This window comes from Flavobacterium sp. GCM10023249 (genome assembly GCF_042653365.1).
Classification (GTDB): domain Bacteria; phylum Bacteroidota; class Bacteroidia; order Flavobacteriales; family Flavobacteriaceae; genus Flavobacterium.
The window spans coordinates 128,944-154,788 of the sequence record NZ_JBHSHZ010000016.1 but is presented as its reverse complement, the minus strand read 5'-3'; the positions used below and the strand labels follow the sequence as shown (position 1 = coordinate 154,788).

The window sequence follows — 25,845 nt, the reverse complement described above, 5'->3', positions numbered from 1 at the left end:
ATTATTTTTTTAAGAAATCGTCATGATTATCAATGAATGTAATTTTTCGGGTAGGAGCGACATTCACTCTCAAATCGAAAATATCAAAACGATTGTAATGTCCGAGAATATCATGCATTTGTTTCGGCTGAATACATTTCTGTAAATCGATTTCAGCATACACAATTCCTTCCTCATCGATTAACGGTTCGCCTATAACAGCTCCGTTTGGTCCTATGAATCCTGAAAAAGCTGAATTTTTACGCGTTAACAACTCTTCAATATTCGGAACATCTTCTTTTAATGCTTCCATAATTTCTTTGGAAATAGTTGAACAGGAAACAATGGTAAACAATTTACCTTCAAAAGAATGCGCAGCAGCACGTATTTTAATTGCTTCCGCCATATTATAATCCGGTGGTGCAACAGGTAACGAAATGTAATTTGCTATATGAATCAATTCACCTTGTGAAAGTAATGTAAATCGAGCTAAAGTGTTCGTATTCTCACCACAAGCTAATGTACCGATAGGACCAATTTCTGTATCGTAAACTTTTAATGACGAACCATCTCCTGAAGTCCAGGTTAATTTTTCTGCCCAAGTTGGAACCAGTTTACGGTGTCTTCCGATTAGTTTGCCTTTATTGTCAATGATTAGATTCGTATTGTAAATTTCTCCATAACTGTTACCACGTTCGTTGATTCCAATAACGATATGAATATCATTTTCTTTAGCCGCTTGATACAAACGCAGCATATCAGCATCTTCGGTTGTTACCGAATTTTTATACAATTCTTCATACCATTTACTGCCTTGAACGGGAGTCATAACCCAATTCCAATACGGATAACCGGCAACGAAAACTTCAGGAAAAGCGATTAGTTTCGCTCCGTTAGCAGCAGCATCTTTTACAAATGAAATGGCTTTATCAATCGTTTTTTCCACATTAAGAAAAACCGGTGACGTTTGAACTGTAGCCGCTTTAAATTTTTTAAATTCCATGATTATCTATTCTGTTATAAGAAAATAACTGATTTTTGCTCTCATTTGATCACTAAAGGCTTCCGCAGCAATTGTTTTTCTGTCATCAGCAATTTTTACGTTAACCAAAGTAACTTCTCCTTCTAAAATGGTTTCACCTAGCTGGTTTTTGAATAAAAAGGCGCAAAGTAGGGAAGAGCTTCTCAATTCTTTAACCCATAATTCTTTGATGATCACTTCGCCTAAGCGAGCTGCTTTTTTGAACTGTACTTTCAAATCAACAGTAGGAATTCCGTTAGTTTCATGCATTCTGGAAAAAGGTCGGTCAAGTGCTTCCTCAAACCAATCTTCCACTAATCCGTTTAGCATTTCCAGGAATCTAGGATAGAATACAATTCCTGCAAAATCTATATGTTGGAAACGAATTTTTTCTGTTTTTATAAAATACTTCATGTCTATAAAATTAAGTATTATTTCAATTTAAATCGTTGAATTTTACCGGTTTCGGTTTTGGGCAAAACATCAATAAAATTAATTACTCGAGGGTATTTGTAGGGAGCCGATACTTCTTTGAACCACTGCTGAATGTTTTTTACCAATTCATCGTTGCCTTTTGTTTTATCTTTTAAGACAATATGAGCACAAACCAACATGCCGCGTTCTTCATCCGGTAAACCAACTACGGCACATTCCTGAATGTCTTCGTGTGTTAAAAGTACGCTTTCTACTTCAATAGCAGCAATGTTATAACCTGAAGAGATAATCATATCATCACCTCGGGCAACAAACCAAAAGAAACCCTCTTCATCCTGACGGAATATATCGCCTGTTAAGTTCCAACCATTTTGTACATATTCACGCTGCTTTTCTTCTCGGTTTAAATATTTACAGCCTGTAATACCTCTTACAGCCAATTTCCCAGGCTCGTTTCTTGCAACTTCATTACCTTTATTGTCAATAATTCTAGCTTCATAACCAGTAATTGCAACTCCTGTGGCGCCAGGCTTCATATTGGTATCATTAGAAGAAATAAAAATATGGAGCATTTCTGTGGCACCAATACCATCAATAATTTTCAAGCCTGTTGTATTGTACCAATCTTCCCATACTTTTAGTGGTAAGGTTTCACCTGCGGATACACATTTGCGGAGACTGGATATATCGAAATCCATTGCTTTTGATGCCAAAACACGCCATGCGGTTGGTGCAGTAAAACAGATTGATACTTTATAATCTTGAATGGCTTGCAAAAGTAAATCAGGCGTAGGTTTTTCCATCAAAAAAGTTGATGCACCAAAATACATTGGAAACAAAACCAATCCGCCTAAACCAAAAGTAAATCCCAGAGGCGGACTTCCTGTGAAAACATCATCTCTTGTTGGTTGTAAAGAATATTGCGGAAAGGCTTCGCAGATATTTAGAATGTCTTTGTGATAATGCGCCGTCATTTTTGGTAATCCAGTAGTTCCCGAAGTAAAACCAATTAATGCGACACTATCTGATTTTGTATGAAAGTTCGAAAATGTTGTTGGTTTTGATACCATTAAACTTTCTAATTCCGAATTTCTGTAGTAACAGATTCTCTTGAGAAAAGGAGAATTTACCAATTCCATTTCTTCGGATAACGCACTGTCACACAATACATGGGTGATTTCTGCACAATCAATAATTGTTGTCAATTCTTTGGAACGTAATAAAGGCATTGTAGCGACAACAATTCCACCCGCTTTTAAAATGGCATACCAACAGGCTACCATCATTGGATTATTTGCAGAACGGATCAATACACGATTTCCTGATTTTAAACCTAAATCATTCACTAAAACATGAGCAATCTGATTGGCTTTTTCATACAAATCGTTATACGTCCATTTTTCATCAAATGTTTGAATACAAACAGCATCTCCATTTCCATTTTCAATGTGAACATCCAATAAACGTTCCACACAGTTAAGCATTTCAGGTTGGCTGAATTGTGGTAAATCTAAAAATGTGTAATCCGGTTGTAGGCTTGATTCGGGTAAATTATGGTGAGCGAAATTATCTTCGTAATGTTTCATTTAGTTGGTTGTTGGTCTGTAGTTTAAGCGATATCGTCAGAATGTTTAACGGAAAGAATCGGTTCTGCATAAGAAATGATCCCTTTTTCTTCATAATCATCAAGTAACGTTTTGATTATCTTATAATCAATTGCTTCTAGTATTTCAACAGAGAAAAAAGTATCGTTTAATCCTTCTGACAAGCATTTCAAGTCACGAAGTTCATCTCTTAAAATTTCTTTATTGAAACTTTCATCAGTAATTACTACTTGTACAACTGAGTTGCCTGAATATTCAACTACTTCCCTGAACATCAAGCATCCTTCGCTTTCATCAAATTCAGCATAAAAAATGTCATCAGTGGCAATTAACGGACCATAAAAAGGAATGCTGTCTAATTTATAAATTCCATTTTCTTCATCAAGGGTTTCTGCCCACATTGTTTCTACGGTTTCTTCTTCTAAGACATCGCTATAATATTTAAATAGTACTTTTTTGCTGTTATTATCCATGATTTTACTTCGTAATTATTTTATGACTTTCCGGTTTCAAAGCTTTTTTCATTCCTTCCACCATTTTTCTTTCCGAAGCTTTTAACGGATAAAGATGTGTAGTTCCTGCCATATATTGCTGAGGAATATCTGTTGGTCTGAAGTTTTCGTACGCTTGAGCGTTACGCACAAAGAATGGATCTAGTAACAACGGTCTTCCCAGTGATACTAAATCAGCACGGCCATTTAAAATAATCGTGTTAATTTGGTCGATATCCTGAATATATCCGGCAGTAATAGTTGGAATATGAACTGTATTTCTAACCATATCTGAAAATGGAGTCTGCCACATTCTACCAGTTTGTGGTTTTTGATGGGCAACCGTATTCCCGGTTGAAACACTTATAATATCTGCACCTGCATTCTTGAATGCCTCAGAAATTCTGATAACATCTTCTTCAGAAATACCATTATCAGCCCAATCACATGCAGATATACGCACAGACATTGGTTTGTCTTTAGGAAATACGTTGCGCATTTCAGTAAAAACGCGAATTGGGAATTTTAATCGGTTTTCGATAGAACCTCCAAATTCATCCGTTCTTTTATTGGTTAGTGGCGATAGGAAAGAGGCTAGTAAAAACCCATGATGCGCCTGTAATTCAATCATATCAAATCCGGCTTCATCAGCATTTTTGGTAGCTTGAACAAATTCCGAAGCAATTTGATTCATGTCGGATATAGACATTTCTTTCGGGGTGGCCAGTTTTTCATTGAATGGAATAGGGGAAGCTGAAATCAATTCCCATGGTTTATCAATAGGTTCAGAACTACCTTCCCATGGTTTTTTAATCGCACCTTTTCGTCCTGAATGTCCTAATTGAATTCCAATTTTTGTTTGTGTATTTTTATGAATAAAATCATTTATTTTTTTCCAGCTAACCATTTGATTTTGTGAATACAATCCATTACAACCTAGAGTGATTCTTCCGTTATTTGAAACGGCAGTCATTTCTGCAATAATCAATCCAACTCCACCTAATGCGCGTGTTGTATAATGTGCAAAATGCCAGTCGTTTGGGATGCCATCCTCTGCGGTATATTGTCCCATAGGCGACATCACAATTCTGTTTTGCAATGTTATTTCTCTTAATTTAAAAGGAGTAAAAGCGGCTGGGTTTTTACTGTCAGTTCCAATTTTTGCATTAAATTCTGCCAGTACTTTTTCCGGGAAAGAAGCATCACGAATTGCTAAATTTTCAAATGTAACTTTCTTAGATCTTGTCATGACTCCGAAGGCAAACTGCTGAAAATCATGCTGAACATGTCTATCCATATGCTCAAACCAATCCAAAGAAACATTAGCGGCATGTTGAATCATTTCCACACGGTTTCTTCTGGAATGTTCATATTGTTCAAATGCAGCAGTTGTATTATTTTGATTTTCAACAATAGCATCTGATAGTGCAATGGCACATTCCATGGCCAATTTAGTTCCTGAACCAATTGAAAAATGTGCGGTTGCTTTGGCGTCGCCTAATAAAACAATATTGTCTTTATACCATTTTTGATTGGTTACATGCGGGAATTGACGCCAGTGTGATTTATTGGTAATTAAGGGATGCCCATCCAATTCTACTTTAAAGATATCAGAGATTATTTGGACAGTAGTAGCTTCGTTTTCAACTTCAAATCCAGCTTTTTGCCAAGTTTCCTCTGAACATTCGAAAATCCAGGTACTCATACCAGCTTCGTATTGGTAAGTATGCGCAACGAAAGTGCCAAATTCAGTTGTTCTGAAAAAATAAGTAAAAGCATCTAAAGGCTTTGTGGAACCTAACCAAACAAATCTATTCTTTTGAAGTTTTACAGAAGTTCCAAAATCTGAAGCAAATTGGGTACGTATAGCACTTCCAATCCCATCAGCAGCTACAATTACATCACTATCTTTAAATTGTGACAAATCTTCTCTATTTTGCTCGAAATGAAGATTTACACCTTCTTCTCTACATCTTTGCTGTAATAATTGTAAAAGTGTTTTTCGTGAACATCCACAAAATCCGTTTCCTGAAACACTTACTTTTTCACCATCACGAGCTACGACAATATCGTCCCAATACGCAAATTTACTTCGTATTAATTCATAGGATTGTGTATCACGAGTTAAGAATTCACCTAGAGTTTCATCCGAGAATACGACCCCAAAACCGAAGCTATCATCTGCTTTATTGCGTTCGTAAACATCAATCTGACAGTTTGGAATTGCCTTTTTGGTTAATATGGAAAAGTAGAGTCCGCCGGGACCGCCACCAATTACAGTTATTTTCATATAGTTTTTGCTATCGCTTTTTATGGCGATTTCTTTAATTATTTTTTCATAAAATCGAAAGCACCTTTTCTGAGGTTAATTCCATATTCAAGGTATGCTTTAAGACATGCTAGGAAATTGGACCATCCGAATGAGTTACCTGATAACCATTTTAAACCAGCTTCATCATTGTCCATTTCCTTTTCGGAAATTGAAACTAAAGTTGAATTATTTACGCTTTCAGATAAAGTAATCTCGACTAAAAGTTCTTTTCCTGAATTTTCCCAATAGAAAGAAATGTATTTATCCTTATCAACTTTGTCTACGCGAACAGGGCATTCAAAATCAAACTCAGGGAATTTCCATATCAAATTTTTGCCTTCTTCCATCATCCCGGTACTTTGTGAGATGAAATAATTGGTCATTTTTTCTGGGTTAACAATGGATTCAAATACCTCATGCATTGGTTTTTGAATTTGCATTGCTACATTAATTTCTAACTTTTTAGTTGTCATGATTAGCTTCTTTTGATGGAGAAAATTTCTCCTAATTTGGAATAATTGGATCCCGCCAAACGAGCAACTGGTTTGTAGGTTTCCAGATTAATTCGTGCATTTTCCATTAGTATGGAATCGTCGATATGCATGGTTAAGATTTTGCCAATAATGACAGCGGCACCCCCATTTGTATGATCTTCTAAAAAATAATGATGTACCATTTCACATTCAAAATGTACTAAACTTTCTTTAACTCGATTGGGTTTAATATGAATAGAAGCAATAGGAGTAAGGCCGGCAAGTTCAAATTCGTCTATGTCAGGAGCCACTTGTTGGGAAGTAGTATTCATTTTTTCAACAACTTCTTCCGTTACTAAATTCACCACGAATTGCTTATTTGACAATACATTATTCAATGTGTCTTTGTTTTTATCACCCGTTCTTACAGTAGAAAACATAACATGCGGTGGATCTTCACCGACTGCGTTAAAAAAAGAAAAAGGAGCTAAATTGTTAATGCCGTTCTCGTCTACTGTCGAAATCCATCCAATAGGACGCGGAATTACAGTTCCGGTTAACAGTTTGTATAAAGTGGAAGCATCCGTATTTTGAGTATCGAATTGCATTAGTTGGGTTGGTTGGTTTCTACAAATTAAGTGAAAAAATATCCAATTTGAAATAGATAAATGCCCAACTTATTTTAATTTTACCGAATATCAAAAACATTTACCATGAGTTATTATAAAATTGAAAATCTGGAGCATTATTTTAAAATGTACAAGAAGTCGGTACGCGAACCCCGAAAGTTTTGGGATAAAGTTGCTGATGAAAATTTCACTTGGTATCAAAAATGGGAAAAAGTTTTTGACGTTGACATGCAGGAAGCTCAATTTAAATGGTTTATAGATGCAAAAGTTAACATTACCAAGAATTGCATTGATAGACATTTGGCAAGAAAAGGAGAAAAGACGGCCATCATTTTTGAACCGAATGATCCAAATGAAGAAGCTTTGCATATTTCTTATAATGAATTGTACAGAAGAGTTTCTAAAATGGCCAATGTTTTACGTGACCAAGGTATTAAAAAAGGAGATCGTGTTTGTATTTACTTACCAATGATTCCTGAATTAGCGGTAGCGGTTTTGGCATGTGCACGAATAGGAGCAATACACTCAGTGGTATTCGCTGGGTTTTCGGCGTCGGCAGTTACAGCCAGAGTGAATGATTGTGAATGTAAAATGGTCATTACATCGGATGGCGGATATAGAGGAAATAAAACGATCGATTTGAAAAGTATTGTCGATGAAGCACTTGAAAAATGTCCTACCGTTGAAAGAGTTTTGGTGGTAAAAAGAACCAACCAAGTTATTCAAATGAAGCCAGGAAGAGACATCTGGTTGCAACCTTTATTGGACGAAGCAATTGACAATAATGTTGCTGAAATCATGGATGCTGAAGATCCGTTATTTATTTTATACACTTCGGGATCTACAGGAAAACCAAAAGGAATGCTACATACCACAGCTGGTTATATGGTGTATACAGGCTATACGTTTAAAAATGTATTCAATTATGAAGATAATGATGTTTTCTGGTGTACTGCGGATATCGGATGGATCACAGGTCATTCCTATATATTATACGGCCCGTTATTGAATGGAGCTACAACTGTTATTTTTGAGGGAATACCTTCGTATCCAGACTTTAGTCGTTTTTGGGAAGTGATCGAAAAACATAAAGTAACTCAATTTTATACAGCGCCAACTGCGATTCGTTCTTTGGCTAAAGAAAGTATTGATTATGTTCAAAAATTCCCCATGAAATCATTAAAAGTAATTGGATCGGTTGGAGAACCAATTAATGATGAAGCATGGCATTGGTACAATGATCATGTTGGTGCAAAACGTTGTCCCTTGGTTGATACCTGGTGGCAAACTGAAACTGGTGGAATTATGTTATCGCCAATTCCTTTTGTTACCCCAACGAAACCAACTTACGCTACTTTACCATTACCTGGAATTCAGCCTGTATTAATGGATGAATTACGCAATGAAATTGAAGGTAATCAAGTGGTAGGAAGTTTATGTATTAAGTTTCCTTGGCCGAGTATTGCAAGAACGATTTGGGGAGATCACCAAAGGTATAAAGATACCTATTTTACTGCTTTCCCTGGAAAATATTTCACTGGTGACGGTGCATTACGTGATGAAGTTGGCTATTATAGAATTACCGGTAGGGTAGATGATGTCATAATTGTTTCTGGACATAATTTAGGGACGGCACCAATCGAAGATTCTATTAATGAACATCCAGCCATAGCAGAAAGTGCTATCGTAGGTTTTCCTCATGACATTAAAGGAAATGCACTTTATGGTTTTATAATTTTAAAAGAAACCGGCGAGACAAGAGACAGGGATAATTTATCCAAAGAGATTAATCAAATCATCACAGATCAAATTGGACCAATTGCAAAATTAGATAAAATACAGTTCGTGAATGGTTTACCAAAAACCCGTTCCGGAAAAATTATGCGAAGAATTTTACGTAAGATTGCTGAAGGAGATTATTCGAACTTCGGTGATACGTCAACCCTTTTAAATCCTGAGGTTATAGATGAAATTAAGGATGGTAGAATTTAATTTTTGATTTATATTTGCAAAAAAAATCAATGAAGCCATTTCAATTTATTCTATTCTTAAGCTTATTAATTCTTTTTGTTTCTTGTGATAATGATTCAAATACTAAATCCGATCGGACTATACATATAATAGGTAGTGAACGAAATAGTTCTAACGTTTATATTGCAAAATATTGGAAAGACGGAAAAGTTTTGAATTTGAGTGATGGCTCTAAAAATGAATTTACAACAGATGTCTTTGTGTATGGTAATGATGTCTATGTTGCCGGTTTTGAAAGAAATATAGATGGAACAAATCAAATCGCTAAGTATTGGAAAAATGGAGTTGAAGTATTATTAGGAGACGGAACTTATGATACATCAGCAAGTGCTATAGTTGTAGAAGGTAATGATGTTTATGTTTCGGGTTATAAAAAGATTAATAGCAATAATCCTTCGATTAATAAAGCAATTTATTGGAAAAATGGAGTTGAATATCTGTTAGAAGATGATGGAAATAGTACAACCAGTATATCAATGGTAAAAAAAGGAGAAGATATATTTATTGCAGGTACAGCTATTCAATTTACACCCAACTTAGTTCTTAAGTCAAGATATTGGAAAAACGGCATTTTAGTTAACCTTGAAGGAGATGAAACCAATTTTTCGCAAGCCTTTGGATTAGACATTAATGATAATGGAGATGTATTAGTTTGTGGCCTAACTGGTGATTATGCTAAATACTGGACAAATGGAGTAGGAACAGATTTGGAAAGTGATTATAGAGCTAAAGCAATTACCATAAGTGCTTCTGGAAATGATATACACATTGCTGGAATTGAAACTAAACCAAATACTACTATAGGTATTGCGAAATATTGGAAAAATGGAGTTGGTACTAATTTAACTAATGGAGAAAATTTTGCAGGTATCACTGAATTAAAAGTTTTTGACAATGATGTTTATGTAACTGGATATGAAACCACTCGATCAACGGGATATGAAATAGCCAAGTATTGGAAAAATGGAGTTGAGAAAAAGCTAACTGATGGAACTTCAAATTGCAGAATAAATGGAATTTTCATTCAAAAACTATAAAAAATAAGGGGCCATTTTGGTCCCTTTTTTTAAAATTCTATTTTTGCATAATTATCAAATAAACTATTGACTACTTTTTTACTAAAAAACTTAAAATGAATGATTACAGTACTCTCTTTGAAAGTAGAGCCAACAATTACCATCTTGCTATGCAGGAATACCCTAATGTAAGAAACAATGAGTTTGGCTCATTACTTTCAGGTGTTGATTTTGCCAATATAAATAAGGTCTTAGATATTCCATCGGGGGGAGGCTATCTAAAAAATTATTTACCTAATCACGTTACAGTTGTCTCAACTGATTTTTCAGAAGGTTTCGCAAAAGAGGATATAACACTAGTTACTCCGGAGAAATTTCCTTTTGAATCCGATTCTTTTGATGCCATATTCTCACTTAGTGGTATGCATCATTTGAAAAATGTACCTTTATTTGTAGAAGAATGTTTGAGAGTCCTCAAAAAGGATCGAAATTTTATTTTTGCAGATGTTAAGAAAGGAACTAATGTTGATTTTTTCTTGAATAACTTTTTAAATGAGCACAGTTCATTTGGGCATGAAGGCCTATTCTTCGAAGAAAATTATTTCGAAAAACACAGCCATATACAGAAAAAAATAGTTGATTGTCAGTATAATGAATATCCTTTTTTGTTTACTGATGAATCCGAAATGATTCGTTTTTTCAAACTCTTTTTTGGTTTGGACAAAGCTACTGATACTATTATTGCAGAAGGTGTTCGAGATATTTTGGGAATTGTAAAAAAAGAGAATGGATTAGAAGTTAATTGGGGGTTACTTCGATATACATTGAAAAAATAAGCTCAAGTTATACCCAAGAAACTAGTTTGTTTCTTGGGGTAATTGCATTAACTCACCAAATTCTGTATTAAATCTTTCAATTGAACTTCTTATCAACCCTGCATTCGAGAAAAAAGTAAGCTCGCCGAAAATAATTTTGCCTCCAATCGAGTACAAATCAACACGCATAAAAATAAAGCCTTCCGACAATTTTTTTGCAACTCGAATCATTTCGTCAAAATTTGATGGTTTCTCAAAATGTGCTTCTGAAAAAGCGGCTATATATTTTTCTGGTTCTATTTTATTCCATTCTAAGTCATAAAAACTTTTTCTCAGGTTTTCCTGTTTATTTTTTTGAACAAAAACATATTTGGGTTCACCATGAAAACAGTGAAACTTATAATCAACCAGCGCATCTCTATCAATTTCCGATATATATTTTTCAGCTATAATTCTTGGAGTAAGATTTTTATAAATCAATTCGCGAAATCTGTAATAATAATTATCCTTTAGGAATTGATTCAGTTTTATTTTGGTTTCTTGAAGATTTAACTCATTTTTATTTTTAACTATGATGTTATACCCTGAACCATGAGTGCCTTTAAGCACGAATTGATTGGGTAATTCATCAAAACTGATATCATCTACTTTAGTATAAATTCCGTAGACTTCATTAAGATACTCTTTCCCGATTTTTTCTTCGACATACCTTCTAACGTCATATTTATCAGCAAATTTCCCATAATCTTCCGTGTAGTAATACAATTTCAACCAAAGTGTTTTTTCCATAAACTCCTTTGGATTACGTAAATCAGGTTTTTTGTTGTTTTTTAGGTAATACTGTAAAATTGAAATTTTTTCATCACTACCACCAAAAGATTTAAGCCAACTGATTTGAAGTTTACAGTATTTTCTCTTCAAAATATTCATAAAATGTTTCTCCTATTACTATTATAAACCTAATTTACCACGCATTTTTAAATACGTCATGGCAATACTAAAGGCGTAATTGGCCGAAGTGGTTATATAGGGTGGGAGTATCTTATACGATTCGAAAATTTCCAAAAGAGAATATTGCCTATTATTCTGATCGATAATTTTTCCATGCATCACTTCAATATCCAATAAATCATTCTTAAGACGACCACTGTGTAATTTATGGAGATATTCATTCAAAATTTCAATATCATAATGAATGCGATGACCAATGAGTGTAGCATTTCCTATAAAATTAATTAGAGATTCTATAGCATGAACTTCCTGAAAGGTTAACTCTTTACTCTTTACAATTTCAATTTTATTAAGTTCAATTTCCAACGAATTTTCAAGCATAATTTGACCATGTTCAACCGAAACTGCTCCAATTGAAATGATTCTGTCTTTGGTTGGATTTATCCCGGTTGTTTCAAGATAAATAACCACTTTCCTGTTGGTATGATGCTCAAATTGAGCTGTATAATTTTTCCAAAAATCAGGATATTCCTTACCAATATTTTTAAGCCAATCCAGCATATTATGAAAATTGTGTTAATTGAAAAGTATCTTTGACAATTTCTTCCAAATCTTTTAAAACATGCAAAGATTCTTTGAGTTTATCTTTATCCGCTTTTGATAAATTTTCCACATCAATAAAGATACCAGTATTGTCATTTTTTAAACCTTCTAATGCTCTTAAACGCGAAACAAGTAGAAAAACATCAGCCGCATTAAGGTAAATTTCGGCATTTTGTTTCTCTTTTATAGCCAATTCTTTATACCTAGAAAAGGTATTGTTAATCCCTTTTAAACCATGATGAAAAGCCAACAAACGAGCAATATCTACCAATTGATCAATGGCTTTGGCTTTAACGTTAAATTTTCCATCTTCTTCTTCATTGAACTTTTTGAAGAAATTTAGAGGTGCAGGTTTATTAATCGCATCATTACCTAAGTAATCAAAAAAGAGAATTTTATTTTTAAGATTAAAAATAGTATCTGTTATTTCACTTTCCATGTTTTGATCACCAAAAACAAATTCGAAATCAAAGAAAATAGAGCAGTGCTCATTCGTATATTCTCCAGGAGTATTGATCCAATTTTCGTATTGTTTTACCCATTCGGATAATGATTTACACCAATGATGATTATAGGCATTATGGCCAAACTCACAATGTTTGAATCCAATTTTTTCTAAAATTTCATTAACTCGCTTGGTCATTTGATTAAAATAATCTTTAACATTGCGAACTTTTTGAATATCAACATCCTGATAAATTAAAAAATTGTCATGATCCGTCAGTAGTAATTGTTCTTTTCTTCCTTGACTTCCAATACTAAAGAAACCAAATGGGACAGGAGGTGAGCCCAATTCTAAAATAGCAATTTCGATTGCACGTCTGATAATAGCCAACGTAATTTCACCTGAAACGTTGAAAATATGATTAAGCGGGATGTTCTTGGTTACCGATTGCTGAATAATATCTGCTAATGCAAAGCGTACAGATTTCAATTGCTGAGCTGTCGCAGAACGTTTGATCTCTTTCAATAAAACCCCTGGAGAATTGGCCTGTGCCTGAACCAAATCATTTTGAGTAATTACACCTTTAACGTCGGTGTGCGGAGTACCGTCAATGGTTACGCACAAATGATGCACCTTATGCGAAAGCATAACAAGCTGTGCCTCAGCTAAAGAAATATTTTCAGTAACGGTTATGACCGGAAAAGTCATTATTTTGTCAATATGCGATTGAATTGCTTGTTTTCCTGTAGCCACTTTTAATCTAAAATCGGCATCAGTCACAATTCCCACTAATTTTCCATCTTCTTTTATAAACGCATTATCTAATAAATTATCCGACATAAGTAAAGCAACTTCACGAATGGTTTGATCATGATCTACTATAAGTGGTTTTTTATTGTAGGAAAGAGATTGAAAAAATGATAAATCATTTTGGAATTCTGTCAGTTGTATCGAATCCAAGAGCAATTTATTGGTGACTTTATCCGCAGGATTATTGGAGTTGGATGCAAAACTCTCCAGTAAGAAATTCAAAACCTCTGGATTTTCTGCTACAAATGGTTTAAACACATCAATGGGAATAGCATACAAAATACTTTCCTCATTGGCTTTGGCAGTCATTTGATAGTTATTTTTCGCAAAAAACGGACGTAATCCGAAAACATCACCAACGTAACATTTATTCAAAAGTGTTTCATCAGCATCTGAAATTACTGTCAAATGCACAACGCCAGAATTCATTACATAAAATACATCATGTAAATTATCACTAATTTGAAATAAGGTTTTATTTTTTTCTAAATGAAGAACACGGATTTTTTTTGCAATCACTTTTAGTTCCTCAAAACTCAAAAAACTGAAAGGTTTGAAATCTTTTAAAAAATTAGCAACATTTTCAGAAATAGAATCTTTCATTATAATATCGTTTGTCTTACAAGGGTAAAAGTAAGCACAATATCTGTAAGAAAGAAGTGTAATTAAAAATTTTCTATTTTACATAATATAAATTATAGTTCAAAAATAAAGCCGATAATTAATCGGCCATGCTAAATAATCTTTCTCTGAACTTTTTGCCAATGGCAACCTGCAGATTCTTTTTATATTCTTCTAGTAGCCAATCCCTGTAATTTTTGGTAGAATTGGACAAACATCTACAAAATATTTTCACACGATATGCGGCAGATTCTTCCAAATGTTTCGCTAATCTTTTGGCTTCATTCAAGTCATCAGAATTATCAACGCACATTAACGCATGTTGGTCAATAGATTCATCAATAACCGTTTTGGGACGAAGATTTTTCTTTAAAGCCAATTTAAATGCTTCATCAATATCAAAATCAACTTCTAAAGAATTCTTAAACAACTGACGGATTTCGCTTGGCATTTCGTATTTAAAATGCATTTCTATTTCAGCGTCTTCACGAAGATTTTCCAAATAATATTCAGGTGATTTAAAAATATGCTGCCAATCTACAGGTGCATCCCATAATCCGAATCTTGCTGCATTGTTTCCTAAATCAATTATTGTAAATTCTTTTTTATTCGGTAATAATCTGGAACCACGTCCAATCATTTGAAAATATAGTGTCAACGATTTGGTAGCACGATTTATAATTATCGTTTCCACTGTTGGTTCATCGAAACCGGTCGTTAAAATACCTACAGACGTTAGAATGGCATCCGGTGTATGTTTAAACCATTTCAAAATATCTTTTCGTTCTTCTGCAGATGTTGTATTATCAAGGTGTTTGATAGTATATCCAGCTTCAGTAAATGTATCTAAAACGTACAGAGAAGTATGAATTCCGTTATTGAAAATCAGTGTTTTTTTCCCTTTTGAGACTTCTTCATAAGCATTTAACAACTTGCTCTGCATATCCAATTGAGAATACAATTCATCAGAAGACTTCACTGTATAATCTCCGTTAATTCCAACTTTTAAACTTTGTAAACCAACATCATAACTAAGCGTATTTGCTTTAGCCAAATAACCGTTATCAATTAATTTTTTAATTGGATCTCCAACAATCAATTGCTTGTAGTTTTCATACATTGGCAATTTGATGTTCGAACTCAATGGTGTTGCGGTAACTCCAAGAATAAAGGAATTCTTGAAAAAGGAAAATAATTTACGGAAAGAATTGTAATGTGCTTCATCGATGATCACTAAACCAATATCATCAATCAATAATTTTTCGTCATTCAAACGGTTTTTCAAAGTTTCTACCATGGCAACAAAGCAAGAATATTCGCCTTGATCTGGTAAGTCTTTGATTTTAGAATTGATGATTTTGTTTTTAACACCAAATCCATCCAACATTTTGGAAGTTTGCTTGCAAAGTTCAATTCTATGCGTCAAAACCATCACTTTTTTATTGTGATATTCTAGGTATCTGCGCACTATTTCAGAGAATATTACTGTCTTCCCTCCTCCTGTTGGTAATTGATATAAGAGATGATAATTCGGTTCAACTTCATCCATACGATCAAATATGGCGCTGATATCACGCTTTTGGTAACTGTATAGCTCCTTTCTCCCTTCCGTTATAGTTTCCAAATCCTGATTTGACATCTGTTTTTATCAATTTTTGCAAAAGTACACCTAAAAAACTGTTCTCTAGCACTTTTTAAGATAAAATTTTACTTTATATAATTTTTAACTAATTTGTATGGATTAGTGAAGCTTCTCTTTGTAAAAGATTTCTTTTCTTTGCATAAGAATTTGCACCGAAAATTCGTTTATAAAACTCAATAAAAAACACCCATGATTTCAGTTAAAAATTTTAAAACTCTGGCCCTAATTGAAGGGATTTCGGCTATTTTACTTTTCTTTTTCGCAATGCCGATGAAGTATGCTTTTGATATGCCTGTTTTTGTTCGCTATATTGGTATGGCTCATGGAGTATTATTCACTATCTATATTGTTATGGCAACACTACTTAAATTTATGAATAAATGGGAATGGAAAAAATACGCAATAATTTGTCTAGCTTCGATTCCACCTTTTGGTACATTTTATATTGAGAAGAAATATTTAAGAAATGCTTAAAATTACTGAAAAAATATTCGGTTGGTGCTATAAACTATTAATGAAATTAGGCTTTAATGAGACTATAGCATCTTATTTTAGTTTAGTGGTTAACATTCTAATCTTAAGCTGTATTGCTTATATGATGTATATGGTTTTCCGATTCATTTTGGTAACGGTTATGGCCATTGTTGCTAAGAAATCGAAAACTAAATTTGATGATTTATTAGTTTCTAATGAAACCGCCAAATATATTTCGCATTTAATACCTCTGATTTACATATATAAGTCGGTTCCCATCATTTTAGAAGATTTTACCTCATGGGAAACAATTTTCGGTCGACTTGTTGCAGTCTACATTGTACTATTGGTCATTTGGATTGTTCAATCCATTCTAAGAGCATCTAGAGATCATTTAAAAAGTAAAACGGAATATAGCGACAAACCAATCGATAGTTACGTACAAGTAATTATGATTTTGCTTTGGATTCTGGGAGTGATTGTTATTGTTGCCAAAATCATGGATATTGGTACAGATACATTGGTAAAAACATTAGGAGCTGTCTCTGCTGTTATTATTTTGATATTCAGAGATACAATTTTAGGTTTTGTTGCCAGTGTGCAAGTTTCTATCAACGATATGATTCGAATTGGTGACTGGATTACGATGGACAAATTTGGTGCCGATGGTGATGTTATTGAAATTAATCTAGCAACAGTAAAAGTGCGTAATTTCGACAATACAACTACTACAATTCCTACCTATAGCTTGATTTCAGACAGTTTCAGAAACTGGCGAGGCATGATTAATTCCGATGGAAGAAGAATTAAAAGGCATGTTCTGATTAAAACCAGCTCTATCCGATTTGTTCGAGAAGAAGAACTGGAAGATTTCAAAAAGATTCAACTGATTAGTACTTACATTGAAAAGAAACAAGCGGATATCCGTAAACATAATGAACTCCATGAAATTGATAAATCATTATCCATAAATGGAAGGAATTTAACCAATTTTGGATTGTTCCGAAAATATTTAACTCGTTATCTTGAAAATTATCCAGGGTTGAATAAAGATATGCTTTTACTATGTCGTCATTTGCAACCTACAGCTCATGGAATTCCATTGGAAGTTTACGTATTTTCAAAAGACAAGCGTTTTGAAAATTACGAATATATCATGAGCGATATCTTTGATCATATATTGGCTTCTGTTATCTATTTTGATCTAGAAATTTTCGAAATGCCCTCTAGTAAAAATGCTTTCAGCGAAGCGTAATACTACCTAAAGAATTTATTATTCTCGAAATGTGTATCTAAAAAAAACACCCAATTAGTAGGTGTTCGGTTAAGTCAACTTAAGTGATTATTCCTCGACACTTTTAATTCGGTCTCTAACAAATTCCACTTGAGTTTTTCCATGTGCCACTGGTTTACCATCGGCACCTAAACTCACCATCGTTATTGTATCAATTGTAATGATAGTTTCACGTGTCATCATATTGCGAACTTCACATTTCAATACCAAAGAAGAGTTTCCGAATTTCACTACATCAAGTCCAATTTCGACAATATCACCTTGTTTAGCAGAACTAATGAAATTTATTTCCGACATGTGTTTGGTTACCACACGGGGATTTTCCAGTTGCACAATCGAATATAAAGCAGCTTCTTCGTCAATCCATGCCAATAGTTTTCCTCCAAAAAGTGAATGATTCGGATTTAAATCTTCGGGTTTAACCCATTTTCTTGTGTGAAATCTCATAGTAAGTTGTGTTTATTTATGGTATCGTTTATAATGTCGATGTGATCAAAAGCTAAATTAGGTAACTCATTAATAGAAAACCAATTGACTTCTTTTGCGTCATCTGAAGCTTTAGCTACTGTATTTTCGTTAACTCTACCGAAATAGGCAATGGATACCACATGACTTCTAGGATCTCGAAAAGGTTTTCCGTAGGCTCCAATTTGTTGGAGTTCATTAATTTTAACTTGAGTTTCTTCTTCCAATTCGCGTTTGGCTGCTATTTCCAAATCTTCGTTTTCATCAACAAATCCACCTGGTAATGCCCAACAATCTTTGAAGGGTTCATTTTTGCGTTTGATTAATAACAATTGTTTGGGATGTGTTTCTTTGACTAAAACAACATCAACCGTCACGAAAATTTTAGAGGTATACATAAGTAAGGTTTTCAACACTAAATTACTAATAACTTTCGAAAGAAGTCCCCTATTCCACTCAGAATTTTCGTAAATTTAAGAAAAACAAATACGATGGAAACGCGCGATACACAACTTTTGGATTGGAGAGGCGACGCCTTAGGAACGGTGAACTCTCAATCATCTATAGAAGAAGCTTTTCAAAATCAAACCATTAGACCCATTTTAAAATTGCAAAATGATTTATTGCTTCAGGTATTTATCAATTATGCAATCAAACAGAAAAAAGTTTTCTTTGGATTAACTCCTGAAAAGAAAATCAACTACATTGAAAATGTAATCCAAAAAGATATTAAGTTCCGTAACTCATTAAAAGGAATGATCATCGCTCTTTTTACGGTTGAAGAATATTTGGAATACATAAAAAATTCATCAAATCTTAATAAAAGAATGATGAATTTATTAATTGAACGATTGAAAAGTCAAATACAGCTATTAGTAGAATAGTTGGTATTTAATATATCGGCTCTCCGTTGAGATTGGTTCCGAGTACATCACTCATGTAATCGAAAAAAGGTCGCATTGCAGCAAACGTATTTAAAACTTCTGTTTTAAAATTTACGTCTACTACTTCCTTGTCTGTAAAACGTCTGTATACCAAATATTGTTTTTTACGTATCAAATCGATAGCTGGATGTTCTTTGTCAAAATCTTTTGGTGCGGTTTTCAATTCTGCTCCTTGTAAACTTCCAAAATGTTTTACGAAATTTTCTTCAGCTATAATTGTCCGTATTTCGGAATCATCCAATTCAAATTCCTTTCGAATTCTTTTTAAATCCTCCGCATTGGGTTCCCAAAACCCGCCACCTATGAAGCTAGCTCCAGGTTGTATATGCAAATAATATCCTCCTCTTAAATATGGTTTTGCTCGATCATAACTTACGCTAAAATTGTTTTTGTAGGGAGTTTTGTCTTTAGAAAATCGGATATCTCTATAAATGCGATGAATTTGCATTTTTTCGAGTTTATCCTTTACCGAAAGTTCGTTATTGAGTTCCTGAAAAAAGGCTTTCATAACATTTTGATGTTTTTCAAATCGTTTTTTTTGATCATTAAACCAGTCTCTGTTATTGTTTTGAGCCAATTCTGAGAGAAAATCAAGTTCCGTTTTTGAAATCATTTTTTTATTTTAAAAGTACCAATAATCTATCCGCTCTTCCAAAATTATTTTGCTCTTTCTTTCAAAATGGATACTACATCCTTCAATTTAAATCCTTTAGCTTGTAAAAGTATCAGATAGTGAAATAACAAATCGGCACTTTCATTTAAAAACAGATCGTCATTGTTATCTTTTGCTTCTATAACTACTTCAATGGCTTCTTCTCCTACTTTTTGCGCAATTTTATTGATTCCTTTTTCAAAGAGAGTGGCTACATAACTTTTATCTGAAGTACTGTTTTCCTTGCGGTTCGCAATAGTTGCTTCCAAATTTGATAAAAAACCATAGTTTGCGTCATTCTTTTCTGCCCAACATGTATCAGTTCCTTTATGACAAGTTGGTCCCACTGGTTTTACTTGAAATAAAAATGTATCCTGATCACAATCGAGTTGGTAACTTTTCAATTCCAGAAAATTACCACTCTCCTCTCCTTTTGTCCATAATCGATTTTTAGAGCGAGAATAAAATGTAATTTTTTTGGTTTCCAATGTTTTTGCGAATGATTCTTCATTCATATACCCTAACATCAAAACATTTTTAGTTTCACTATCCTGAACAATAGCAGGTATGAGTTTATTTTCGTTTTTTGTAAAATCAGGTTTCATAATCGCATTTCAATATTTTGTTGTTGTAAAAATCGCTTTAGTTCAATAATATCAATTTCATTGTAATGAAAAACACTTGCAGCCAGAGCGGCATCGGCTTTTCCAATAGTAAATGCATCGGCAAAATGCTCCCTATTTCCAGCACCGCCCGAAGCGATAATTGGAATATTTACTATCTCCGAGAGAGTAGACAATGCCTGATTTGCAAATCCGTTTTTGGTACCGTCATTGTCCATTGAAGTGAATAAAATTTCACCGGCACCACGATTTTCTACTTCTTTGGCCCATTCAAACAAATCCAATTCTGTAGCTACTTTTCCACCCACTAAGTGTACTATCCATTGCGAATCAATTCTTTTGGCATCAATGGCGACAACAATACACTGCGATCCGAATTCGCGGGCTAAATCAGAGATTAATTGCGGATTTTTAACTGCGGATGAGTTGATTGAAATTTTATCGGCACCATTTTGAAGTAACAATCTCACATCTTCAACACTTGAAATACCACCACCAACTGTGAATGGAATAGTTATAGTTCTTGCAATTTCACGGACTAAAGGAATCAAGGTTTTTCTTCGCTCTTCCGTAGCTGAAATGTCTAGGAAAACCAATTCATCGGCACCTGTCTCTGCGTATTTTTTTGCCAGTTCAATGGGGTCGCCAGCATCTTTCAAATCAACAAAATTGACCCCTTTGACGGTTCTCCCATTTTTGATATCCAGACAAGGAATTATTCTTTTGGTTAGCATTGTGTTTAACTATTAATTATAAATTGTTCCAATTGTTGTAAAGAGATATACCCTTCATAAATCGCTTTACCTATTATTGTTCCTTCGCAGCCTAATTCTGCTAATTGTGGTAGTTCATCTAGAGAGGAAATGCCGCCAGAAGCAATCAGTTTGATAGTAGGAACCGTTTTTAAAATTTCTTGGTACAAGTCAAAACTTGGTCCTTGAAGCATTCCGTCTTTAGCAATATCGGTGGAAATGACATACTCAATTCCTTTTTGAGAATACCCATCGATAAAGGCAATTACATCTTCTTTGCTATCCTCCTGCCATCCTGAAACAGCAATTTTTCTATCATTGGCATCGGCACCCAAAATGATTTTACCTGCTCCATACTCTACAATCCAGTCTTGAAAGAGATCAGGGTTCTTCACTGCAATACTTCCGCCAGTGATTTGATTTGCACCATTTTCAAAAGCGATTCGTAAATCATCATTACTTTTTAATCCGCCACCAAAATCAATTTTTAAAGAAGTCTTTGATGCAATTTGATCCAAGATTTTATAATTGACAATTGTATTGGATTTTGCACCGTCTAAATCGACCAAATGCAAGTATTCTATTCCGTGTGCTTCAAACTGTTTGGCAATTTCCAGAGGATTCTCGCTATATATTTTTTGAGTCGCATAATCTCCTTTTGAAAGGCGAACACATTTTCCGTTGATAATATCTATGGCAGGTATAATTCTCATCTTATCTTAATTCTAAAAAGTTTTGTATTATTTTTTCTCCAGCTTTTGCACTCTTTTCGGGATGGAATTGCACCCCGTAAAAATTGTCGCGTTGCATTGCAGAAGCATATTCCAATCCGTAGTGGGTTGTTGCTATGGTATATTCATTTTTTGGAGCATAATAACTATGTACCAAATACATGTATTCCTTTTCTGCAATACCTTTAAACAAAGGAGACTGTAAGCCATATATTGTATTCCAACCCATTTGTGGCACTTTTACATTATCTGAAAACCGTTGAATGTCAACATCGAAAATCCCTAATGCTTCGGTTGTTCCTTCCTCGCTTGATTTGCATAATAATTGCATTCCGAGACAAATACCCAATACAGGCTGTTTGAGTGTAGGAATCAAAACATTCAAACCGGTTTCTTTCAGTTTATCCATTGCACTGCTGGCTTCTCCTACACCAGGAAAAATAACTTTATCCGCATTCTTTATGGTATTCCAGTCGCTGGTTACTTCGGCTTCGTATCCTAAACGTTCCAATGCAAAAAGAACACTTTGAATGTTGCCGGCTCCGTAATCTATGATTGCTATTTTCATTATAACATTCCTTTTGTTGTTGGTAGCAGCATTTTCTCTGTATCTCGTTTTACAGCAGCTTTTATCGCTTTGGCAAAAGCTTTGAAAATAGCTTCAATTTTATGGTGTTCGTTAGTTCCTTCTGCTTTAATATTCAGATTGCATTTGGCTCCATCGGTAAATGATTTGAAAAAGTGGTAGAACATTTCCGTAGGCATTTGACCGATCATTTCACGTTTGAATTCAGCGTTCCAAACCAGCCAGTTTCTTCCTCCGAAATCGATGGCAACTTGCGCTAAACAATCGTCCATAGGCAAGCAAAATCCATATCGTTCGATACCTAATTTTGTGCCTAATGCTTTTGCGAAAACTTCACCTAGAGCAATGGCAGTATCTTCGATGGTGTGGTGTTCGTCTACTTCCAAGTCACCTTCGACTTTGACATTCAGATCAATTTGTCCGTGGCGTGCAATTTGATCCAACATATGATCGAAGAAAGCGATGCCTGTATTTATAGCGCTTTTTCCAGTTCCGTCTAGATTTATATCAATAACAATATCCGTTTCATTGGTTTTTCTTTGAATAGAAGCTGAACGGGATTCTAGTTTTAAAAACTCGTAAATCTTTTCCCAATCGTTGGTTTCCAAAGCAATGTAAGGAGCAAGATCTTCTTGTTTTACCGAAAGTTCACTTGTATCCAAGTTGGTTTTATCATTAATAAATAAAGCTTTAGCGCCAAGGTTTTTAGCCAATTCTACATCGGTTAAGCGATCACCTATTACAAATGAATTTTCAAGATCATAGGCAGAAGAAAAATAATCCGTCAATAAACCAGTACGTGGTTTACGAGTAGGTGCATTTTCATTCGGGAGCGTTTTATCAATAAAAACTTTGTCAAAAACAACCCCTTCGTTTTCGTAGGTTTTCATAATGAAATTATGCACGGGCCAGAACGTATCCTCCGGAAAGCTAGATGTACCCAATCCATCCTGATTTGTAATCATTACCAATTCGAAGTCCAATTCTTTGGCAATTTTACTTAAGTACGAAATGCATTTAGGATAGAAAATCATTTTTTCAAAACTATCAATTTGTACATCAATTGTTTCTTGTATGATGGTTCCGTCTCTATCGATAAATAAAACTTTTTTAGTCATTCTGAATTGATTTTAAAGCGTTTATAAGTTGTGAATTTTCTTCTTCTGTGCCAATGGTTATTCTGATGCAATTATCGCACAGTGGTTGTGTTGATCGGTTTCTTACCACGATACCTTTGTTGAGCAACTGGTTGTATCTTCGATCGGCATCATCCACTTTAACCAATAGAAAATTAGCATCGGATGGAACAACATTATTTACAAAATTTACCTCAAGTAATTGTTTAATTATAACTTCTCTTTGCCTTTTAATTCTAGCAACTTGAGTAATTACTTGTTCATTATTATTTAATTGTTCTAAAGCTTTACTTTGAGTTAAAACATTCACGTTGTATGGTGGTTTTATTTTATTCAGAATAGTAATAATTTCTTCAGAAGCATATAAAACTCCTAAACGAATACCTGCTAAACCGTAAGCTTTAGATAACGTTTGCGCAATAATCAAATTGGGATATTCCTCTATTTTTTTCAACCAACTTTCTTTGTCAGAAAAATCGATATATGCTTCATCCACAACAACCAATCCGTTAAAACCTTTCAGTACAACTTCTATACTCTTTTCTGAAAAAGTATTTCCTGTGGGATTATTAGGAGAGCAAATAAAAATGATTTTAGTATTGGCATCGATTTGACTTAGAATTCCTTCCAAATTGGGTTGCAACTGATTGGTAAGTACTACTTCCCTATTTTCAATTGCATTCAGATTGGCCAAAACATCATACATTCCATAAGTAGGTGGCAACGTAATTATATTATCAACATTCGGTTCACAAAAGGCTCTGAATACCAAATCCAATACTTCATCACTACCATTTCCTAATAGAATTTGACGCTCTGCAATTCCTTTCAGTTCCGCTAGTTTTTTCTTTACAGAAATTTGTTGTGGATCTGGATAACGATTCACACCTGTGTTGTACGGATTTTCATTAGCATCTAAGAAAATCCTACTTTGTTCAAAATCCTTATATTCATCCCGAGCCGAAGAATACGCTTTCATTTGCGCTATGTTTTTTCGGAGTAACTGCTTAATTTCCATTGTTTAGAGCTTTTAAACGAATTGTGACTGCATTTTTGTGCGCTTGCAAACCTTCGGCTTCTGCCATGGTTTCGATTGCTTTGCCTATGTTTTGAATTCCTTTTTCTGTAATTTTTTGAAACGTCACTGCTTTAAGGAAACTATCCAAATTGACACCGCTATAATTTTTAGCATAACCGTTTGTTGGCAATGTGTGATTGGTTCCCGAAGCGTAATCACCTGCGCTTTCCGGAGTATAGTTACCTATAAATACTGAACCTGCGTTGATTATGTTATTGCTAAAGAACTCTTCATTCGTAGATGAAATAATGAAATGTTCCGGAGCATAGTCATTGATAAAATCAATTGCCTCCTGATTGTTTTTCAATAAAATAAGTTTAGAATTATCGATTGCTTTTTGTGCGATTGCCTTTCTTGGCAACTCGTTGATTTGTTTTTCGATTTCCAATTCTACCGATTTCAGTATGGATTTTGAAGTCGTCGTTAAAATCACTTGACTATCTGGACCGTGTTCCGCCTGGCTAAGTAAATCAGAAGCTACAAAAGCGGGATTTGCCGATGCGTCTGCGAAAACCAAGAGTTCACTTGGACCTGCAGGCATGTCAATGGCGACATTGTATTGTGTTGCCCATTGTTTTGCCACGGTTACAAACTGATTTCCGGGTCCGAAAATTTTATACACCTTATCTATCGTTTTCGTGCCGAATGTCATTCCTGCAATAGCTTGGATTCCGCCTACTTTATAGATCGTTGTTACCCCACAAAGATTTGCGGCATAAAGAATTGCGGGATTGATTTTCCCTCTTTTATCTGGAGGTGTACACAATACAATTTCTTTACAACCGGCTAATTTCGCTGGAATGGCAAGCATGAGAACTGTTGAAAATAGTGGTGCTGATCCACCTGGGATGTACAAACCAACCTTTTGAATTGCTCTTTTTTCCTGCCAACAACGCACACCTTCAGTTGTTTCAATTTCGATTTTTGTTGTTTTTTGAGCAGCGTGAAAAGTTTCAATATTTGCTTTTGCTAAGGCGATTGCTTCTTTAAGTTCATTACTTACCAAAGCTTCTGCTTTAGTAATTTCATTCTTAGACACTTTCATGTTTAGCACCGTTACGCCGTCAAAAAAGGAAGTATACTTTGCAATTGCTGTATCACCATTCTTTTGGACTTCTTTGAAAATTGCTTTGACAGTATCTTCGATATCAGCGTAACTTTGAGTTGGTCTAGCCGTAAGTGCTTCCCATTGTTCTTTTTCGGGATATAGGTATTTTTTCATAGCGTTTGAGT

27 protein-coding genes are annotated in these 25,845 nt (G+C 34.4%); 6 read left to right on the top strand and 21 right to left on the bottom strand.

Going from position 1 to position 25,845, the window contains the following annotated elements; translation table 11 throughout:
- Nucleotide 1: 1 nt before the first annotated feature.
- From ACFO7M_RS14255 to ACFO7M_RS14225, 7 genes are read right to left on the bottom strand one after another with little or no spacing between them, the layout of a single operon-like run.
- Entirely contained in the window at nucleotides 2–982 is a 981-nt protein-coding gene (locus tag ACFO7M_RS14255) for a carbon-nitrogen hydrolase family protein (RefSeq protein WP_379736396.1), read from the bottom strand.
- Between the two features lie 6 nt (nucleotides 983–988).
- A complete protein-coding gene (locus ACFO7M_RS14250; RefSeq protein WP_379712676.1) occupies nucleotides 989–1,414 on the bottom strand; it encodes an acyl-CoA thioesterase in 426 nt (141 codons plus the stop codon).
- Between the two features lie 17 nt (nucleotides 1,415–1,431).
- Nucleotides 1,432–3,021 carry an AMP-binding protein gene (locus ACFO7M_RS14245; protein WP_379736394.1) on the bottom strand — a complete coding sequence of 530 codons (1,590 nt, stop codon included), beginning with the start codon at nucleotides 3,019–3,021 and terminating at the stop codon, nucleotides 1,432–1,434.
- Nucleotides 3,022–3,044: 23 nt separating this feature from the next.
- Nucleotides 3,045–3,512: a DUF4265 domain-containing protein gene (locus ACFO7M_RS14240; protein WP_379712680.1), complete on the bottom strand. Its 468-nt coding sequence runs from the start codon at nucleotides 3,510–3,512 to the stop codon at nucleotides 3,045–3,047.
- 4 nt (nucleotides 3,513–3,516) lie between these two features.
- The gene (locus ACFO7M_RS14235; protein WP_379736392.1) at nucleotides 3,517–5,820 is read right to left on the bottom strand and encodes an FAD-dependent monooxygenase; all 2,304 of its coding nucleotides are present in this window, start codon (nucleotides 5,818–5,820) and stop codon (nucleotides 3,517–3,519) included.
- A gap of 38 nt (nucleotides 5,821–5,858) precedes the next feature.
- Nucleotides 5,859–6,314 carry an SRPBCC domain-containing protein gene (locus ACFO7M_RS14230; protein WP_379736390.1) on the bottom strand — a complete coding sequence of 152 codons (456 nt, stop codon included), beginning with the start codon at nucleotides 6,312–6,314 and terminating at the stop codon, nucleotides 5,859–5,861.
- A 2-nt stretch (nucleotides 6,315–6,316) separates the two neighbouring features.
- A complete protein-coding gene (locus tag ACFO7M_RS14225; protein WP_379712686.1) occupies nucleotides 6,317–6,922 on the bottom strand; it encodes a flavin reductase family protein in 606 nt (201 codons plus the stop codon).
- 105 nt (nucleotides 6,923–7,027) lie between these two features.
- Between ACFO7M_RS14225 and acs the strand changes: the two genes are divergently transcribed.
- From acs to ACFO7M_RS14210, 3 genes are all read left to right on the top strand, one after another.
- Entirely contained in the window at nucleotides 7,028–8,935 is a 1,908-nt protein-coding gene (gene acs / locus ACFO7M_RS14220; protein ID WP_379736389.1) for an acetate--CoA ligase, read from the top strand.
- A gap of 29 nt (nucleotides 8,936–8,964) precedes the next feature.
- Nucleotides 8,965–10,011: a hypothetical protein gene (locus ACFO7M_RS14215; RefSeq protein WP_379736387.1), complete on the top strand. Its 1,047-nt coding sequence runs from the start codon at nucleotides 8,965–8,967 to the stop codon at nucleotides 10,009–10,011.
- Between the two features lie 95 nt (nucleotides 10,012–10,106).
- Nucleotides 10,107–10,826, top strand: coding sequence for a class I SAM-dependent methyltransferase (locus ACFO7M_RS14210; protein WP_379736385.1), 720 nt, complete (start codon nucleotides 10,107–10,109; stop codon nucleotides 10,824–10,826).
- Between the two features lie 21 nt (nucleotides 10,827–10,847).
- On the opposite strand, the gene ACFO7M_RS14205 is transcribed toward ACFO7M_RS14210, so the two are convergent.
- The 4 genes from ACFO7M_RS14205 to ACFO7M_RS14190 form a co-directional block, all read right to left on the bottom strand.
- The gene (locus tag ACFO7M_RS14205; RefSeq protein ID WP_379736383.1) at nucleotides 10,848–11,735 is read right to left on the bottom strand and encodes an ATP-grasp fold amidoligase family protein; all 888 of its coding nucleotides are present in this window, start codon (nucleotides 11,733–11,735) and stop codon (nucleotides 10,848–10,850) included.
- A 21-nt stretch (nucleotides 11,736–11,756) separates the two neighbouring features.
- Nucleotides 11,757–12,317: an exonuclease domain-containing protein gene (locus tag ACFO7M_RS14200; RefSeq protein ID WP_379712695.1), complete on the bottom strand. Its 561-nt coding sequence runs from the start codon at nucleotides 12,315–12,317 to the stop codon at nucleotides 11,757–11,759.
- A 1-nt stretch (nucleotide 12,318) separates the two neighbouring features.
- A complete protein-coding gene (locus tag ACFO7M_RS14195; RefSeq protein ID WP_379736381.1) occupies nucleotides 12,319–14,217 on the bottom strand; it encodes a DUF294 nucleotidyltransferase-like domain-containing protein in 1,899 nt (632 codons plus the stop codon).
- A gap of 118 nt (nucleotides 14,218–14,335) precedes the next feature.
- Complete coding sequence (locus ACFO7M_RS14190; RefSeq protein ID WP_379736379.1) at nucleotides 14,336–15,874, bottom strand: DEAD/DEAH box helicase; 1,539 nt, start codon at nucleotides 15,872–15,874, stop codon at nucleotides 14,336–14,338.
- A gap of 192 nt (nucleotides 15,875–16,066) precedes the next feature.
- On the opposite strand from ACFO7M_RS14190, the gene ACFO7M_RS14185 reads away from it, so the two are divergent.
- Nucleotides 16,067–16,351, top strand: a complete 285-nt coding sequence (locus tag ACFO7M_RS14185; RefSeq protein WP_379712701.1) for a DUF3817 domain-containing protein — start codon at nucleotides 16,067–16,069, stop codon at nucleotides 16,349–16,351.
- Nucleotides 16,344–17,606: a mechanosensitive ion channel family protein gene (locus tag ACFO7M_RS14180; protein WP_379736377.1), complete on the top strand. Its 1,263-nt coding sequence runs from the start codon at nucleotides 16,344–16,346 to the stop codon at nucleotides 17,604–17,606. Before ACFO7M_RS14185 ends, ACFO7M_RS14180 begins: the two co-directional genes overlap by 8 nt.
- Before the next feature lie 87 nt (nucleotides 17,607–17,693).
- Here ACFO7M_RS14180 and ACFO7M_RS14175 read toward each other — a convergent pair whose 3' ends face one another.
- Nucleotides 17,694–18,092, bottom strand: coding sequence for an acyl-CoA thioesterase (locus ACFO7M_RS14175; RefSeq protein ID WP_379712705.1), 399 nt, complete (start codon nucleotides 18,090–18,092; stop codon nucleotides 17,694–17,696).
- Nucleotides 18,089–18,508, bottom strand: a complete 420-nt coding sequence (locus tag ACFO7M_RS14170; RefSeq protein WP_379736376.1) for an NUDIX domain-containing protein — start codon at nucleotides 18,506–18,508, stop codon at nucleotides 18,089–18,091. The genes ACFO7M_RS14175 and ACFO7M_RS14170 overlap by 4 nt, the downstream gene beginning before the upstream one ends.
- Nucleotides 18,509–18,601: 93 nt before the next feature.
- Here ACFO7M_RS14170 and ACFO7M_RS14165 point away from each other — a divergent pair, with 93 nt between their 5' ends.
- Nucleotides 18,602–18,994, top strand: coding sequence for a glyoxalase (locus ACFO7M_RS14165; protein ID WP_379736374.1), 393 nt, complete (start codon nucleotides 18,602–18,604; stop codon nucleotides 18,992–18,994).
- 7 nt (nucleotides 18,995–19,001) lie between these two features.
- Here ACFO7M_RS14165 and ACFO7M_RS14160 read toward each other — a convergent pair whose 3' ends face one another.
- Genes ACFO7M_RS14160 through hisD form a run of 8 tightly spaced genes read right to left on the bottom strand, consistent with a single transcriptional unit; the run spans nucleotide 19,002 to nucleotide 25,834 of the window.
- On the bottom strand, nucleotides 19,002–19,667 hold the full coding sequence (locus tag ACFO7M_RS14160) for a DUF2461 domain-containing protein (protein ID WP_379736372.1): 666 nt from the start codon (nucleotides 19,665–19,667) through the stop codon (nucleotides 19,002–19,004).
- A gap of 44 nt (nucleotides 19,668–19,711) precedes the next feature.
- Nucleotides 19,712–20,311 carry a bifunctional phosphoribosyl-AMP cyclohydrolase/phosphoribosyl-ATP diphosphatase HisIE gene (gene hisIE, locus ACFO7M_RS14155; RefSeq protein WP_379736370.1) on the bottom strand — a complete coding sequence of 200 codons (600 nt, stop codon included), beginning with the start codon at nucleotides 20,309–20,311 and terminating at the stop codon, nucleotides 19,712–19,714.
- On the bottom strand, nucleotides 20,308–21,063 hold the full coding sequence (hisF, locus tag ACFO7M_RS14150) for an imidazole glycerol phosphate synthase subunit HisF (protein WP_379736368.1): 756 nt from the start codon (nucleotides 21,061–21,063) through the stop codon (nucleotides 20,308–20,310). The genes hisIE and hisF overlap by 4 nt, the downstream gene beginning before the upstream one ends.
- 5 nt (nucleotides 21,064–21,068) lie before the next feature.
- Complete coding sequence (gene hisA, locus ACFO7M_RS14145) at nucleotides 21,069–21,794, bottom strand: 1-(5-phosphoribosyl)-5-[(5-phosphoribosylamino)methylideneamino]imidazole-4-carboxamide isomerase (RefSeq protein ID WP_379736366.1); 726 nt, start codon at nucleotides 21,792–21,794, stop codon at nucleotides 21,069–21,071.
- A 1-nt stretch (nucleotide 21,795) separates the two neighbouring features.
- Nucleotides 21,796–22,380 carry an imidazole glycerol phosphate synthase subunit HisH gene (gene hisH, locus ACFO7M_RS14140; RefSeq protein ID WP_379736364.1) on the bottom strand — a complete coding sequence of 195 codons (585 nt, stop codon included), beginning with the start codon at nucleotides 22,378–22,380 and terminating at the stop codon, nucleotides 21,796–21,798.
- Nucleotides 22,380–23,516 (bottom strand): bifunctional histidinol-phosphatase/imidazoleglycerol-phosphate dehydratase HisB, encoded by a 1,137-nt coding sequence (gene hisB / locus ACFO7M_RS14135; protein ID WP_379736362.1) that lies wholly within the window; start codon nucleotides 23,514–23,516, stop codon nucleotides 22,380–22,382. Before hisB ends, hisH begins: the two co-directional genes overlap by 1 nt.
- Nucleotides 23,509–24,552, bottom strand: a complete 1,044-nt coding sequence (hisC, locus tag ACFO7M_RS14130) for a histidinol-phosphate transaminase (protein ID WP_379736360.1) — start codon at nucleotides 24,550–24,552, stop codon at nucleotides 23,509–23,511. Before hisC ends, hisB begins: the two co-directional genes overlap by 8 nt.
- A complete protein-coding gene (gene hisD, locus ACFO7M_RS14125) occupies nucleotides 24,542–25,834 on the bottom strand; it encodes a histidinol dehydrogenase (protein ID WP_379736358.1) in 1,293 nt (430 codons plus the stop codon). Before hisD ends, hisC begins: the two co-directional genes overlap by 11 nt.
- Between the last annotated feature and the right edge of the window lie 11 nt (nucleotides 25,835–25,845).

Bases quoted from the DNA above. Each gene is read 5' to 3' on its own strand.
- ACFO7M_RS14255 (WP_379736396.1), bottom strand. From the start codon at position 982: ATGGAATTTAAAAAATTTAAAGCGGCTACAGTTCAAACGTCACCGGTT.
- ACFO7M_RS14250 (WP_379712676.1), bottom strand. From the start codon at position 1,414: ATGAAGTATTTTATAAAAACAGAAAAAATTCGTTTCCAACATATAGAT.
- ACFO7M_RS14245 (WP_379736394.1), bottom strand. From the start codon at position 3,021: ATGAAACATTACGAAGATAATTTCGCTCACCATAATTTACCCGAATCA.
- ACFO7M_RS14240 (WP_379712680.1), bottom strand. From the start codon at position 3,512: ATGGATAATAACAGCAAAAAAGTACTATTTAAATATTATAGCGATGTC.
- ACFO7M_RS14235 (WP_379736392.1), bottom strand. From the start codon at position 5,820: ATGAAAATAACTGTAATTGGTGGCGGTCCCGGCGGACTCTACTTTTCC.
- ACFO7M_RS14230 (WP_379736390.1), bottom strand. From the start codon at position 6,314: ATGACAACTAAAAAGTTAGAAATTAATGTAGCAATGCAAATTCAAAAA.
- ACFO7M_RS14225 (WP_379712686.1), bottom strand. From the start codon at position 6,922: ATGCAATTCGATACTCAAAATACGGATGCTTCCACTTTATACAAACTG.
- acs (WP_379736389.1), top strand. From the start codon at position 7,028: ATGAGTTATTATAAAATTGAAAATCTGGAGCATTATTTTAAAATGTAC.
- ACFO7M_RS14215 (WP_379736387.1), top strand. From the start codon at position 8,965: ATGAAGCCATTTCAATTTATTCTATTCTTAAGCTTATTAATTCTTTTT.
- ACFO7M_RS14210 (WP_379736385.1), top strand. From the start codon at position 10,107: ATGAATGATTACAGTACTCTCTTTGAAAGTAGAGCCAACAATTACCAT.
- ACFO7M_RS14205 (WP_379736383.1), bottom strand. From the start codon at position 11,735: ATGAATATTTTGAAGAGAAAATACTGTAAACTTCAAATCAGTTGGCTT.
- ACFO7M_RS14200 (WP_379712695.1), bottom strand. From the start codon at position 12,317: ATGCTGGATTGGCTTAAAAATATTGGTAAGGAATATCCTGATTTTTGG.
- ACFO7M_RS14195 (WP_379736381.1), bottom strand. From the start codon at position 14,217: ATGAAAGATTCTATTTCTGAAAATGTTGCTAATTTTTTAAAAGATTTC.
- ACFO7M_RS14190 (WP_379736379.1), bottom strand. From the start codon at position 15,874: ATGTCAAATCAGGATTTGGAAACTATAACGGAAGGGAGAAAGGAGCTA.
- ACFO7M_RS14185 (WP_379712701.1), top strand. From the start codon at position 16,067: ATGATTTCAGTTAAAAATTTTAAAACTCTGGCCCTAATTGAAGGGATT.
- ACFO7M_RS14180 (WP_379736377.1), top strand. From the start codon at position 16,344: ATGCTTAAAATTACTGAAAAAATATTCGGTTGGTGCTATAAACTATTA.
- ACFO7M_RS14175 (WP_379712705.1), bottom strand. From the start codon at position 18,092: ATGAGATTTCACACAAGAAAATGGGTTAAACCCGAAGATTTAAATCCG.
- ACFO7M_RS14170 (WP_379736376.1), bottom strand. From the start codon at position 18,508: ATGTATACCTCTAAAATTTTCGTGACGGTTGATGTTGTTTTAGTCAAA.
- ACFO7M_RS14165 (WP_379736374.1), top strand. From the start codon at position 18,602: ATGGAAACGCGCGATACACAACTTTTGGATTGGAGAGGCGACGCCTTA.
- ACFO7M_RS14160 (WP_379736372.1), bottom strand. From the start codon at position 19,667: ATGATTTCAAAAACGGAACTTGATTTTCTCTCAGAATTGGCTCAAAAC.
- hisIE (WP_379736370.1), bottom strand. From the start codon at position 20,311: ATGAAACCTGATTTTACAAAAAACGAAAATAAACTCATACCTGCTATT.
- hisF (WP_379736368.1), bottom strand. From the start codon at position 21,063: ATGCTAACCAAAAGAATAATTCCTTGTCTGGATATCAAAAATGGGAGA.
- hisA (WP_379736366.1), bottom strand. From the start codon at position 21,794: ATGAGAATTATACCTGCCATAGATATTATCAACGGAAAATGTGTTCGC.
- hisH (WP_379736364.1), bottom strand. From the start codon at position 22,380: ATGAAAATAGCAATCATAGATTACGGAGCCGGCAACATTCAAAGTGTT.
- hisB (WP_379736362.1), bottom strand. From the start codon at position 23,516: ATGACTAAAAAAGTTTTATTTATCGATAGAGACGGAACCATCATACAA.
- hisC (WP_379736360.1), bottom strand. From the start codon at position 24,552: ATGGAAATTAAGCAGTTACTCCGAAAAAACATAGCGCAAATGAAAGCG.
- hisD (WP_379736358.1), bottom strand. From the start codon at position 25,834: ATGAAAAAATACCTATATCCCGAAAAAGAACAATGGGAAGCACTTACG.